Here is a 14,308-nt window from a genome sequence, read left to right as displayed (position 1 = left end):
TTCATTCCCCTAACTGGTATCTTACAAATCTTTTTAAAACTATATTTTCTCCCAATTTTGCCACTTCGTTATCTATTATTTCGGCAATGTTTTTTGAAGGGTCTTTTATAAAGGGCTGTTCCAATAAACAAACATCCTGATAATATTTTTCGAGTTTCCCGTCCACTATCTTTTCTTTAACGGCTTGCGGTTTATCCATTGCGGTAAGCTGCTCTTTGTATATCTCCCTTTCCTTTGATATGAGTTCGGGTGAAACAAGTTCTCTTTTTATATAAAGGGGATTTGAAGCGGCTATGTGCATCGCAATGTTTTTAGCAAGCTCTTGAAACTCGGAAGTCCTTGCGACAAAATCGGTCTCGCAATTAATTTCCAACAGAACGCCGATTCTTCCTCCGGCATGGATATAAGAGTAAATTAACCCCTCTTTAGCCTCCCTGTTAGCCTTTTTTTGCGCCTTTGCAAGCCCCTTTTTTCTCAATATGTCAACCGCTTTATCGATATTTCCGTTAGTTTCTATAAGAGCATTTTTGCAGTCAACAAAACCGGCGCCTGTCATTGAACGCAAGTCTTTAACCAGCCCTGCATCGATGTTTGATGATTTTTCCAATTATCTCCCCCCTTCTTAACTTTTAACTTTAAAAATTAAACCTTTATTAAGCATAATTATGTTTTGATTTAGATGGAAACATCCGCATCTTCGTTGCCGGAATTTGTGCCTTCATCCGCTGCGCCTGGTACCGCAAATGTTTCTTCGCTAATACCCTCTGCCATATTTTCGCTTGTTTTCCCTTTGCTGAATCTTTCTTCGTAAATTTTTCTCCCTTCTATGACCGCATCAGCCATTGTACTCAAAACGAGTTTAATCGCTCTGATAGCATCGTCGTTTCCAGGTATTAAATAGTCGGCAAGCGCTGGATCGGCATTTGTATCCGCAACGCCTATAATTGGAACATTAAGTCTCTTTGCTTCTTTAGCCGCAATTATTTCATGGTGAATATCTACGATAAAAACGGCATCGGGAATTTTCTCAACATCTCTAATTCCGTTAAGAATTTTTTGAAGTTTTAAAATCTCTTTATCCATCTTTGACATTTCTTTTTTTGTAAATTTAGCAAATTCTTCCGATTCTTTAAGTCCTTCAAGTTCTTTTAATCTTTGGATGGAAAGCTTAATGGTGGCAAAATTAGTAAGCATGCCCCCGAGCCACCTCTCATTAACATAAGGCATATTGCACCTTTTTGCTTCTTCTGCAACGATAGGATTTGCCTGCTTTTTTGTGCCGATAAAAAGAATCGTCCCTCCGTCTTGCGCGATTTCCAGCAACTTATTGTATGCCGATTGAAAATAAGAAATAGATTTTTGAAGGTCAACGATATGTATCCCATTTCTTGACCCGTAAATATAAGGTCTCATCTTTGGATTCCATCTTTTCGTTTGATGTCCAAAATGAACCCCTGCTTCTAATAACTGCTTAATTGTAACATTAAATGGCATTTCTTCTCCTTAAGTGCTTTTTTCTCCCCGCCTGTAAGTTAAACAAGCACCATTGACAGACGGGTACGATTTTGGTTAATTTAAAATAAAAAACGCGAACATTACAAATACTAAATTTAACTTTTTATCATTTTTACATTTTTATTGCAAGAAAATTATTTTATAAAGAAAATTAAAAATAGTGTTATACCCATTAACGGCTATCCTTTTTAATTCATAAGAGTTATCCCCGGCGGCGACCTTGCCTTTTGCCGTCGTAAATGCTCCTGAATAACCCGCCTTTTTAATTGCCCTCATGACATTAGCATTATAAGCCCCGAACGGATATGAAAAAAAATTTATGTCTGTTTTTAACAGGTTTTCTAAATAAGCCTTTGAAAAGGTTAATTCGTCTATCAAAACGCCTTCGTCTAATTTATCGAGATAATAATGGTTGATGCCGTGCGAACCAATCGAAAATCCGCCATCATACATCGACTTAATCTCATTTTCATCTAAAAAATCTTCGGGAGCGCTTTCTCTCTCATCCGGTACGGATTTTTTTTTCCCGATAAATCCCGTGCTGATAAAAATTAAAGAGGTAAAGCCTAAATTTTTTAATATGGGATAAGCATTGATAAAGTTATTTTCGTACCCGTCGTCGAAGGTAATCAATACAGGTTTTTTTACGCTAAGTTTATGCCCTTTTATAAAAGATATAAGGTCTTCAGGCTTTATGGCGCTATAACCCAGGATTTTTAATAAAGCCATCTGCCTTTTAAACTGCTTTGGAGTTACATATAATCCTTTATATACCGCATTTTTTTTTGGAAAATCTATTTTATGGTAATATAAAACGGGTATTTTCATAAATTTAAGTTTGAGGGCTAACTTCTATATGAAGCGTTTATGTCTATGTACTCCTTCGTAAGATTGCAGGTCAAAACCGTCCGGGAAGCCTTGCCGCATTTCAGGTCTATTTTGAAATTTATTTCCTTCGGGGATAAAACCGTTTTTTCGATATTTTTGTTTAGTTCTTTAGATGCGGCGGAATTTTCGACTATGATTTTATCGTTTATATAAATATCGACATCGTTCGGCTTTATCTTGACAGAAGACCTTCCTATCGCCGCCATTATCCTCCCCCAATTTAAATCCTCTCCCGTAATCATGGTCTTAAACAGAGGAGAATTTGCAACGGTAAAAGCAACTTTTTTTGCCCCGGTTTCGGTATAAGCGTTCGATACGGTAATCGTTATGAGCTTAGTCGCTCCTTCCCCGTCTTTCACAATCATTTTTGCCAGTTCAAAACATATCCCGCTAAGGGCTTTTTTCACTAACAGGTAATTCGCATCCGATTTTTTAATTAAAAATTTATGGGAACCCTGCTCCGCATCGGGATAAAAAAACGCGGCTGTGTCGTTTGTCGAAGTGTCTCCGTCAACGGTAATGGAATTAAAAGAGGTTTCGACACACTTTTTAAACATAACATCTGCCAATTCCTTCTTAATCGGAATATCGGTAAAAATAAATGCGAGCATCGTTGCCATATTCGGCATTATCATACCCGAGCCTTTTGCCGTTCCGGTTATTTTATACTTTACGCCGTCTAATAAAACATCTTTGGATGCCGTCTTAAAAAAGGTGTCTGTCGTCATTATGGATTTTGCAAAATCCTCAAGTTTATCGGAACTTGCCGATTTAGCCAATTCCGGCACCGCATTTTCTATCAGTGAAGCATTAAGCCTTTCCCCGATCACGCCGGTAGAACACACAAAAATATTATTTTCCATAAACCCGAGTTCTTTAGAAACTGCTTTTGTAACCCTGCGGGCATCCAATATCCCATATTTGCCGTTGCATGCATTTGCGTTTCCGGAATTTACAATCAGCGCATTAATAATATTTTTGGAATGGTTTTTTGAAATAATAACGGGCGCCGCTTTTATTTTGTTTTTTGTAAAAACCGCGCTCACCCTCAAAGGAATTTTAGATACCATTAATCCGACATCCAAACCCCCATTCTTTTTTAACCCGCAGGATTTACCCGAAAATAAAAAATTATTGATTTTTTCCATGGCAATTTTTATATTTTTTCCCGCTTCCGCATGGACATGGTTCATTTCTTCCAATCTTTTTAGGTTTTACAATAGGCTTTTGTCCTGTTTCATTTTCGGGAAGTATTCCGTCATGCGATAAAATCAAGTTGCCGCCGTAAAGCCCTGCTCCGGCAAAAAGATCCCCTGCCGCCAAATTTTCTTCCAGTTGGACGGTCATAATAGAATTTATAGCTTCTTCCTTCATTCTGAATTGCATATTAATAAATAATCCATATGCCTCTTTTTGATATTCGATTAACGGGTTTACCTGTGCATATCCCCTGAGCCCGATGCCTTCCTTCAAGCTCTCTAAGGATGTTAAGGCATCTTTCCAGAGGCTGTCAACCGTCTGCAAATATAATGCTTTAATTATGTTTACCCTTTCCTCTTCCGGAAATCCGGAAATTTTTAAATCGATTTGCTTTTTAATCAGCTCTGTAATATTATTTAGCAATTCATCCCTGCCGAGCCTTTTAAACCTCTCCGTCAAAGCCGTTTTCGCCGCTTCTTTATCCTTATCTTTAGAATCCCGAATATTTAGTTCTGGAACCCCGGCAAGCAATGAGGGAATATCCACATCTAAATTAACTTTAATAACATCTACGAGCCCGTCTATATCCCAATTTTCACTGTGAGACTTTTCGGGAATATAACTTTCAAAATATGATTCTACTAAGGATTTAATGTCAAATATTATCTCGTCATAAATCTCGTCAAGATTAAAGGTATGGAGTATCCTTTTTCTGTAAGCATAAATTAGCTCCCTTTGCTTATTCATAACATTATCGTAGTCTATAAGATTTTTTCTTATATCGAAGTTATGTCCTTCAACCTTTTTTTGAGCGTTTTCTATAGCCTTTGAAATCATCTTGTGTTCGATTGCCTGTCCATCCTTTAATCCTAACCTTTCAAGAAACGGGGCAAGCCTTTCGGAACCGAATATCCTCATAAGGTCGTCTTCAAGCGAAACATAAAACCTTGAAGAGCCGACATCGCCCTGCCTGCCGGACCTGCCTCTGAGCTGATTATCTATCCGCCTCGCTTCATGTCTTTCCGTTCCTATGACATGCAGGCCGCCTAATTCCACCACCCCGTCGCCCAGGACAATGTCGGTTCCCCTGCCCGCCATATTTGTTGAAATTGTCACAGATTTTTTTTGGCCGGCCTGGGCAATAATGTGCGCCTCTTTTGCATGGTTTTTTGCATTTAGAACGGAATGAGGGATACCCTTTTTCTTTAAAATGGCGCTGAGCCTTTCGGATTTCTCGACGGAAACCGTTCCAACAAGAACCGGCTGACCCTTTTTATAATTTTCTATAATTTCTTCCGAAACGGCGTCAAATTTTTCGGCCTCCGTGGCAAAAACCAGATCGGTATAATCCTGCCTGATCATAGGCTTATTGGTTGGAATAACAACGACATCCAAATTGTATATCTTTTTGAATTCTTCGGCTTCGGTATCCGCCGTTCCCGTCATTCCCGCGAGCTTATTATACATCCTGAAAAAATTTTGAAAGGTGATAGTGGCAAGAGTCTGATTTTCACCCTCGACTTTAAGGCGTTCTTTAGCTTCCAGCGCCTGATGAAGCCCTTCCCCGTAGCGCCTTCCGTTCATAAGGCGGCCAGTAAATTCATCGACTATGACAACCGAGTTATCCTGAACTAAATAATCTACATCCCTAAAGTAACATGCGTGTGCCCGCAAAGCTTGATTTATGGAGTGAAGGGCATCAAGGTGCCTCGGATCGTAAATATTTTTTATATCCAATTCCTTTTCGACGCGCTCTATCCCTTCTTCTGTTAAAATCGCGGTTTTTAACTTTTCATCGACGGTATAATCGGCATCCTTATGTAAATGCAGGACAGCCCTATCGGCTTTATAATATAATTCGGTAGCTTCGTCGGATTCGCCGGAAATTATAAGCGGGGTCCTTGCTTCATCGATTAATACCGAGTCAACCTCATCTATAATCGCATAATTAAGCTCTCTCTGAACATAGTCATCTAAAGAAAACTTCATGTTATCCCTTAAATAATCAAAACCGAATTCGTTATTAGTACCGTAAGTCACATCGCAATTATAAGCTTTTTTTCTACCGTCGTCGTCTAAATCATTCGTTATTACGCCTACGGAAAGACCCAAAAGATTATAAGCCTTGCCCATCCACTCCGAATCCCTCTTGGCAAGATAGTCGTTAACCGTTATGACATGAACACCTCTTCCCGTTAAACTGTTAAGATAAACGGGAAGAACGGCTACGAGCGTTTTACCCTCCCCCGTTGCCATCTCGGCTATTTTACCCGAATGCAGCACCATTCCCCCGATAAGCTGAACATCAAACGGACGCATATTTAACGCCCTTTTAGCACCTTCCCTTGCAACGGCAAAGGTTTCTGGTAAAATTTCTTCTAATGTTTTATCCTGCTTATCTTTTGAAAGCCCCTTAAGTTCCTCTTTAAACTTAAAGCTCATTCCTTTAAGCTCCTCATCTGTAAAACCCGAATATTTGACCTCTAAGGAATTAATCTTTTCTAATACATGTTTTAATTTTGAAATCTCTCTTTGATTGCTTGTTCCAAAAATACTTTTTAATAACTTAATCGCCACTTTATCCTGCTCCGTGAATTTTATAATTTATTTGCCGGAAACCTCAACATTTTCAAATAAAATTGAGGGCGAACCCGTAGAACCGAAAAATCGAATATCGTTTGCAATGCCTGTTATGCTATTAAAGAGATGCAGCAAATTGCCGCTTACGACAATCCCTTTAACCGGAAATTCAATTTTACCGTTTTTTATATAAAAACCGGATGCCCCGAGTGAAAATTCACCCGTATAAGGTTTGGCCATATGAAGCCCCATAAGTTCATTTATGTACATGCCCTCTTTCATCGACAAAATAATATCGACGAGCGGAGTTTCCCCGTTTTCTATAAAAAAATTGGTTGAACCAACCTCGGGCGGAAGCGTATGCGACTGCATAGCGGAATTTCCCGTAGATTTCGTATTAAATCTATTTGCATATTCTATGTCGTAAAGAAAAGAATTTATAACGCCGTTAATACAAAGAGGTTTTCTTTGCATATTTATCCCGTCGTAGTCAAATATGTCCGTCGCCCACCCGCCAGGCAAAAGCCCGTCGTCGATAATATTAAGTTTGCTCGAAAAAACCTTTTGGCCTAGCTTCCCCCTCAAAATAGACTTTTTCTTATAAACATTATTGGCATAGAAGGACTGTTTTAATATCCCCAAAAACTCTGATGCCGTAAAATTATCGAATAGTATATTATAGCTTCCGCTGCTTATAACCCTCGCCCCAAGCTGGTCTACGCCCCTCTTTGCGGCATTCATGGAAACCTTTTTAAATTGCAGTTTATCGAATTCGTGGGAAAAATCAAAATCAAACCCCGAACCGGTGTCGGCGCCTTGCCTTGCGGCAACCGATAAGAAAACTTCGTAAGAGGTTTTTCTGGATGATAAATTTAAACCATTTGAATTGCAAATCCTTTTTGCAGTTAATGACTCGTGATAGGTTGGCTTATCAACTTTGTATATTTTTTTATCATAGGAATATGCAGTTTCTTCCATCTCTATCAGGCATCCTTTTTTTTTATCCATATCTATTTTATCTGATTTTGAAGAATAAATTCCCAATTTTTCTTCAAAATCAGGTGCCTGAACGGCGGCTGATTCATGTAAGGAAGGGGCTAAATCAGCATACTCGTTTTCTTCCATAAAGCTTAATAAGGATAGTCCGTTATCAAAAGTATCCCTTATCTTTTGCTCTTCAAGCCCCAGACAATACGAAAAGCTCATCCTCTTATTATTCAATAATCTTAAATTAAATCCATTTATTTCGGCATTAATAAAATTTGATATCGAACTATTTTCCGACTCCATCTTTAAAACCTTTGAATTGAAAAGATAAACCACGTATTTTATACCCTTTTTCCTAGAATAATCGTCTATTAATGAAATTACATCGTCAAAATTCATTTAAAATTCATTCCTTTTATTAAATTTATTTTATTTTATTACTTAACAAAATTTTTAACAAGCATTCGGCGAGTCTTTATTTATTATTTATGTGGGAGATGATATCGGCGGCGGCTTCCTCGATAGATTTATCGGTAATATCTATAACAAAAGCATTTAGTTTGGCATATAAATCTTTTGAATGAGCCAGTTCTTTTTCTATAGATTCTTTCGAGATATAATCCGTCGAAAAGGGAAGCCCCATTCTTTTTAATCTTTCTTTTCTCAGATTAGAGATTCTGCCGGCATCCGAAACTAAGCCGAATATCTTTCCTCTGGGAATTTTATAGATAACATCGCTGATACTCTGTTCGTCTATTATGGGAATATTGGCGGCCTTAAATCCTCTTTGGGCAAGAAATAAGCAAAGAGGAGTCTTGGATGTTCTAGAAACCCCCAAAACAAGCGCGTCGGCTTCGTTGATCTCGTCTATTCTCTGTCCGTCATCATGTTTTACGGCATACTCGAGCGCGTCTATTCTTCTAAAATATTCGTCGTTTACACGGTGTATCAATCCCGGTTTCCGTTCAGGAGAGAGGTTTAGGATATATGAAATGGAGTTTAACACGGGACCGATAATATCGATGCTTGTAATACCCTTTTCATTTGACTCCTGAAGCATAATATTTCTAAGGCCGTCTTTAACTAAAGTAAAAATAATCAGGGCCTTTTTTTCCGAAGCTTCGGTAATAATTTCTCTTAGCTTTAACTCCGAATCTACTAATAGAAATCTTTTTAAGTGGACATCCGGAATAGAAAATTGTGAAATTGCGGCCCTTGCGACCTTTTCTGCGGTTTCACCCGTAGAATCGGATACCACAAAAACATAAAAATCCCCGCTTTTAGAATCTATTTTATGATTCATGCCTATTATGTATGCTGCGCTACTAAATTAATTAGATATGGGACTTTAACCCGTTTTTTTTCCACAAAAGCATGCCGCCCTTTAAATTGTGGACTTTATTAAAGCCGTGCCTTTTAAGCATCGTGCAGGCCGAATAACTTCTGGCGCCGCTATGGCAAACAGCAATAATCTCTTTATCTTTGGAATGTTCCAGTTCTTTTATTTTTAACGGTAAAAGTCTTAGGGGTATCAGTTTTGCATTTTCTATATGTCCCAAATTACCGTTAAATTCATGCGGTTCTCTGACATCTATTATTAAAGCCTTCCCGCCTGTATGCTCTTCCGATATTTTTTTAAGCGCCTCTTCGGGAGTAATCTGTTCTATTTCTTCGGACAGTCCTTCCCTTCTAAAAATATTAAACAATTTGTAATGCCTCCATTTTTATAGAATGTATATTATGATATTATAATATATAGTTTTTATTTTGTCTATTAAATTACACCGTTAAATTTATCAAACTCGAGCATCACGGCAGTCTCGTCGCAATCGGGAAATTTAACGCAATTTATGCAATCGCTCCATATCTTATGCGGGAGTTCCGATTTGTCTATTATTTTAAAACCTGATTTCTGAAAAAATTGCGGTTTATAAGTAAGGGCAAATATTCTCGTTATCTTAAAAAATCTTGCTTCCTCGATACATTTTGTTATTAATTCTGTCCCGATAAGCTTTCTTGTGTAAGGCTTTTTAACGGCTAACGACCTTATTTCGGCAAGGTTTTCCCATACTATGGTTAAGGCGCAGGCCCCGATGATTTCGCTCGAATCTTCTTCGTCAAAATGTTCTATTTCCGCAATATAGAAATCCCTTAAATGTTCGTATATATCGCTCATTGAACGGGGGAGCATCTCTCCCGCTTTCGAATATTCCGAGAAAAGATTATAAAGAGCTTTGACATCGCACATTAGCGCCCTTCGCAGAACTATCTCGAAAATCTCCCCATCTACTTCGATTTTTACTTTAGATGGATAATATATAACATTTCCACTCTTTTCATACCTCTGCCTGCCTGTTGTTTTATACAATAAAACCTCTCCTCTTTAATATTTCCTTCGCATGAGCGGTTGCAGCTTCGCTTTTTGCATAGCCCGAAAGCATTCTTGCAATTTCATTAACCCTTTCTTCAGGCGAAAGCTCTCTTATTTTAGTATATGTTTTTCCGTTTATTACTTCTTTGTAAACAAAAAGATGCCTCCCTGCGAAAGAGGCTACCTGCGCAAGATGCGTAACAAGAATAACCTGATTAACATTAGATATGTTTTTAAGCGCCCCTCCGACAAAATTGGCGACATCTCCCCCGATTCCGGAATCTATCTCGTCAAATATAAAAGAAGATGAGCCCCTTTTTACATTTACAATCTTTAGCATACAAAGGCTGAGTCTGGAGAGTTCCCCGCCCGAAGCGACCATAGAAAGCGGTTTCGGGTCTTCACCAGGGTTAGCCGAAAACATAAATTTACATTCATCGAGTCCCGTCTCGGAAAAACCTTCCTTAAAATCCAGTTTATTTAATTCTATCTTAAAGACAGGTTTAATCCCTAAAGATGAAAGCTCCGCTTCTATTTTTTTTTCGAGAACGGAAGCGGAATCTGCTCTTCTTTTATGCAAAACATCTGCCGCGCCAAGAAACCTGTCCTTTAAACCATTGATGTTGTTTTCAAGCTCCTCTACCCTTTCTTCGAGATTTGCAACGCTTTCTAACTCGATTTTAGCTTTGTTATATAAGTCTATAAGTTCCTTCAGGCCGGAAACGGAGTACTTATTTTCCGCGCTTATTATTCTGTCTATTTTCAATCTGATTTCGCTCAATCTCTGTTCATCAAATTCAAAATCCGCATATTTTTCTAAAAACAAAAGTATATCTTCTATTAAAATTTTAGCGCTTTCGGCATTTTTAAATTCTTCCGTTTTCTTAAAATTGGAATCGACATCTGCCAGCTTTAAAAGATTTGATACTAACGGGGTTAAATTTTTTAGTATGCCGTATTCTTCATTATCAATTAAATTTATCGATGCGGAGATATATTCTTTTATGCTATTGATGTTTTCAAGTCTTTTAAGCTCTTCCTGCAATATTATATCATCATTTTCCGATTTAATTTCAAGTTTTTCCACATCGTCTATAATATACGCATTAAGGGTCTTAATCCTTGATATGTCGCCTATTTTTTTCTTAACTTTTTCCTTTTCGCTTTCAAGTCTGCTAATATCGTTATATATGCCTTTAATATCCGATAATAGCTTGATATTTTCGGCAAATTCGTCCAAAAAAGCCAGCTGGCTGTCATTTGATATTAAAAACCTTTTATCGTTTTGCCCGAAGATATTGACAAGGCTCCCCTCTAACCTTTCGGCGGCAGTTTTATTTACAGGTTCATTATTTATAAAATATTTGCTCTTGCCGTTTATAGAGATTGCTCTCTTTACTATTATATCTTCGTCCTCTTCAAAGTTTATCCCATTTTCCTCAAAAATCTGCGCCAAATTGGCTTTAACTTTCCCGCTAAGGGCATCGAATACTGCGCTGACATATCCTTCTTTTTCACCTGTCCTTATGACGCCCTCTCCTTTTGTTTTTCCAAATAAAAAATTGAGAGATTCTATTATAATGCTCTTGCCGGCGCCGGTTTCACCGCTTAAGACATTTAAATTTTCGCAAAAATCAACCTCTAAAAAATCTATCGTAGCAAAATTTTTTATATATATCTTTTTTATCATCGCATATGGGAATTAAATAAATAAATTGTTTTACCAATTTAGTTTCGATCTCAGTATATCCCAATAATTAAGACTTAAAGATGCGGAAAGATAGACCTTGGAAGGATGTTTTTTGATGATTATTTCATCATTATCGCAAAGTTTTATACCGTCTCTTCCGTCAGCCGATATAAAAATATTCCGCTCCTGCGGCGCAATTTTTATCTTTAATTCACACGGGTTTATTATTACAGGCCTATTTGTAAGGGTATGCGGGCAGATAGGCGTGAGAATAAACGCCTCGACATCGGGCTGAACAATAGGCCCCCCGGCTGATAACGAATAAGCGGTAGAACCTGCTGGAGTTGCAATAATGAGACCGTCCGCCCTAAAATCATTCAACCATACATCGTTGACATGAACGCTTAAATCGATAATCCTTGCATGAATACTTTTTTCCCTTGCGATAGTCGCTTCATTTAACGAAACGAATTTGGAAATTGATCTGCCGCTCCTTATCACATTAATGTCTAAAGCCATTCTTGGGTGAAATTCCAAAGAACCGTCGAAAATCTTTTTAAGCGCCTCATCCCTTAAAGACTCCGAAACCTCGACAAGAAACCCGAGTTTTCCAAAATTTATTCCTATAATGGGAACTTCTAAAGGAAAAATCTTTCCAAAGGTAATCAAAAGGGTTCCGTCTCCGCCGCAAACCACAACAAGCCCGACATTTTCGGTATCTGCGGCGGTTATGTTCATACTTGGCTTCACCGCCGCATCGATACCCTTTGTTTTTATAAATTCACGAACATAGTTCGCAGATTTAAAGGCTTCTTCGGCGTCTTTTTTATAGGAGATAAGAACTCTTTTAATATTTTTATTGAATTCGGATGCAAACATTAAAATTGTTAATGCCGTCAAATACCGCAGTTCGTCATTCCCACTTTAGCTGGAATGACGGTTAAATTAATTTGAATTTTTCGTCTCGTTTAGCAATCCGCCCTCTTTAATAATTTTAACCTGTCTGCCTGTTAAATTATACTTAAATTTATACTCTTCGTTATTCTTCGTCTTATTAATAAATGTAACAGGTTTATGCTCGCCAAGCTCTTTTAGAATATTCGGCGCGTAAAGCTCGTCTCCCTGTCCTATTTTATCATAATCCGAAGGATTTTCAAATATCAAAGGCAAAATTCCAAAATTAATAAGGTTTGCAAAATGAATCCTTGCAAACGATTTTGCAATAACAGCCTTCACCCCCAGATACATCGGAGCAAGCGCGGCATGTTCCCTGCTCGAACCCTGACCGTAGTTTTCCCCGCCTATTACAAAACCCCCTTTTTCTTTTAAAGCCCTTTCGGAGAAAGCGGCATCGACAGACTCAAAGACATATTTCGATATTGCGGGTATGTTTGACCTTAACGGAAGTATTTTAGAACCGGCAGGCATTATATGGTCGGTCGTAATATTATCCCCCACTTTAAGAAGAACCTTTCCCGTTAAAGATTCGGGAAGTTTCTGCTGAACCGGAAGCGGTTTAATATTTGGCCCCCGATAAACCTCGACCTCGTCCGGATTTGTCGATGGAGGCAATATCATAGAATCGTCTATGTCAAATTTTTCGGGCATTTTAATATCGGGAGCCTTGCCCATCGTCCTTGGATCAGTAATATACCCCGTTAATGCGGAAGCCGCGGCGGTTTGAACGGAAACAAGGTAAATTTTCGCATCTTTAGTTCCGCTTCTCCCTTCAAAATTACGATTAAATGTCCTCAATGAAACAGCCCCGGATCTTGGAGCCTGCCCCATGCCGATGCAGGGGCCGCAGGTAGATTCAAGTATTCTGGCGCCGGATGCTATAAGGTCGGCCAGCGCCCCGTTTTTGGCTATCATTTCATAAACCTGCTTTGAACCGGGGGATATTACAAGGCTCACATCGGGATGAACCTTTTTTCCTTTTAATACGCTTGCAACAGTCATTAAATCGACATAAGAAGAATTGGTGCAGCTTCCGATAGCAACCTGGTCAACCTTTATGTCTTTTAGCTCGCTAACCTTGGCCACCTGATCCGGCATATGCGGTTTGGCAGTCAAGGGAATCAAAGAGCTTAAATCTATTTCTATAACTTCATCGTAGGCAGCGCCTTCATCGGCGGCGAGCGGCGCATAATCGTCAATCCTGCCCTCGGCTTTTAAGAATTCAAGGGTTTTTTCATCGCTTGGAAAAATAGATGTAGTAGCCCCAAGTTCCGCGCCCATATTCGTGATAACGGCTCTCTCAGGAACGGTTAAGGTTTTAACGCCCTCTCCGCCGTACTCAAAAATCTTTCCGACGCCACCCTTTACCGTCAATCTCTTTAAAAGCTCAAGAATCACATCCTTAGCGGAAACCCACTCCGAAAGTTTTCCCGAAAGTTTTACTAAAACGACCTTTGGAGCAGTCATATAAAATGCCCCGCCGCCCATAGCAACGGCAACATCGAGTCCGCCTGCGCCGATGGCAATCATGCCCACGCCGCCTGCCGTAGGGGTATGGCTGTCGGAGCCTAAAAGCGTCTTTCCTGGAACGCCGAATCTTTCAAGATTAACCTGATGGCAAATCCCGTTTCCTGCCTTCGAATAATATATACCGTACTTTGCGGCAACGGTTTGTAAAAACTTATGGTCATCCGCATTTTCAAAGCCTGTTTGAAGGGTATTATGATCGATAAAGCTTACAGATAAATCGGTTCTAACGCTTGGAACGCCAATCGCTTCAAACTGGAGATAGGCCATAGTGCCTGTGGCATCCTGGGTCAATGTTCTGTCGATTTTGATTGCTATCTCCTCTCCAGGCTTCAATTCGCCTTTTGCGAGATGCGCTTTTAAAATTTTGTCCGTTAAGCTAAGTCCCATAAATTAATTTCCTCCTGATTAAATATTAATATTATTGCAAAAAGTTATCAATATTTTTTTAATAAATAAATTTATTTAAAAAAGTTAAACAGGTGTTTTATTTTTAAGTATCGCTTTAATTATACGCAAATTTAATGTTTAAGGTATTTTTTCGGGTTAAAACTAAAAAGGTTTAAAAAAATTTCAGTTATTATAATATTATT

General features: G+C 38.6%; 12 protein-coding genes. All 12 read right to left on the bottom strand.

Translation table 11 applies throughout. From position 1 onward, the window contains the following. Window position 1: 1 nt before the first annotated feature. Window positions 2-556: an elongation factor Ts gene (locus EVJ47_06850; GenBank protein ID RZD14417.1), complete on the bottom strand. Its 555-nt coding sequence runs from the start codon at window positions 554-556 to the stop codon at window positions 2-4. Between the two features lie 119 nt (window positions 557-675). Continuing rightward, window positions 676-1,494: a 30S ribosomal protein S2 gene (rpsB, locus tag EVJ47_06845; GenBank protein RZD14376.1), complete on the bottom strand. Its 819-nt coding sequence runs from the start codon at window positions 1,492-1,494 to the stop codon at window positions 676-678. 141 nt (window positions 1,495-1,635) lie between these two features. After that, window positions 1,636-2,343, bottom strand: a complete 708-nt coding sequence (locus EVJ47_06840; GenBank protein ID RZD14375.1) for a polysaccharide deacetylase family protein — start codon at window positions 2,341-2,343, stop codon at window positions 1,636-1,638. A 17-nt stretch (window positions 2,344-2,360) separates the two neighbouring features. Continuing rightward, entirely contained in the window at window positions 2,361-3,596 is a 1,236-nt protein-coding gene (gene argJ, locus EVJ47_06835) for a bifunctional glutamate N-acetyltransferase/amino-acid acetyltransferase ArgJ (protein ID RZD14374.1), read from the bottom strand. Then, window positions 3,535-6,180, bottom strand: a complete 2,646-nt coding sequence (gene secA, locus EVJ47_06830; GenBank protein RZD14373.1) for a preprotein translocase subunit SecA — start codon at window positions 6,178-6,180, stop codon at window positions 3,535-3,537. Before secA ends, argJ begins: the two co-directional genes overlap by 62 nt. Window positions 6,181-6,207: 27 nt before the next feature. Then, window positions 6,208-7,569 carry a TldD/PmbA family protein gene (locus tag EVJ47_06825; GenBank protein RZD14372.1) on the bottom strand — a complete coding sequence of 454 codons (1,362 nt, stop codon included), beginning with the start codon at window positions 7,567-7,569 and terminating at the stop codon, window positions 6,208-6,210. Between the two features lie 76 nt (window positions 7,570-7,645). After that, a complete protein-coding gene (locus tag EVJ47_06820; GenBank protein RZD14371.1) occupies window positions 7,646-8,473 on the bottom strand; it encodes a kinase/pyrophosphorylase in 828 nt (275 codons plus the stop codon). 31 nt (window positions 8,474-8,504) lie between these two features. Continuing rightward, entirely contained in the window at window positions 8,505-8,849 is a 345-nt protein-coding gene (locus EVJ47_06815; GenBank protein ID RZD14416.1) for a rhodanese-like domain-containing protein, read from the bottom strand. Between the two features lie 95 nt (window positions 8,850-8,944). Continuing rightward, entirely contained in the window at window positions 8,945-9,439 is a 495-nt protein-coding gene (locus tag EVJ47_06810; GenBank protein RZD14415.1) for an N-acetyltransferase, read from the bottom strand. A 91-nt stretch (window positions 9,440-9,530) separates the two neighbouring features. After that, on the bottom strand, window positions 9,531-11,231 hold the full coding sequence (gene recN, locus EVJ47_06805) for a DNA repair protein RecN (protein RZD14370.1): 1,701 nt from the start codon (window positions 11,229-11,231) through the stop codon (window positions 9,531-9,533). A gap of 30 nt (window positions 11,232-11,261) precedes the next feature. Further along, window positions 11,262-12,110: an NAD(+)/NADH kinase gene (locus EVJ47_06800; GenBank protein RZD14369.1), complete on the bottom strand. Its 849-nt coding sequence runs from the start codon at window positions 12,108-12,110 to the stop codon at window positions 11,262-11,264. A gap of 66 nt (window positions 12,111-12,176) precedes the next feature. Then, window positions 12,177-14,105: an aconitate hydratase gene (locus EVJ47_06795; GenBank protein ID RZD14368.1), complete on the bottom strand. Its 1,929-nt coding sequence runs from the start codon at window positions 14,103-14,105 to the stop codon at window positions 12,177-12,179. Window positions 14,106-14,308: the final 203 nt, after the last annotated feature.

The organism is Candidatus Acidulodesulfobacterium ferriphilum, from assembly GCA_004195035.1.
GTDB classification, from domain to species: domain Bacteria; phylum SZUA-79; class SZUA-79; order Acidulodesulfobacterales; family Acidulodesulfobacteraceae; genus Acidulodesulfobacterium; species Acidulodesulfobacterium ferriphilum.
The sequence above is the reverse complement of the archived record's forward strand: the minus strand, read 5'-3'. Positions and strand labels throughout refer to the sequence as shown.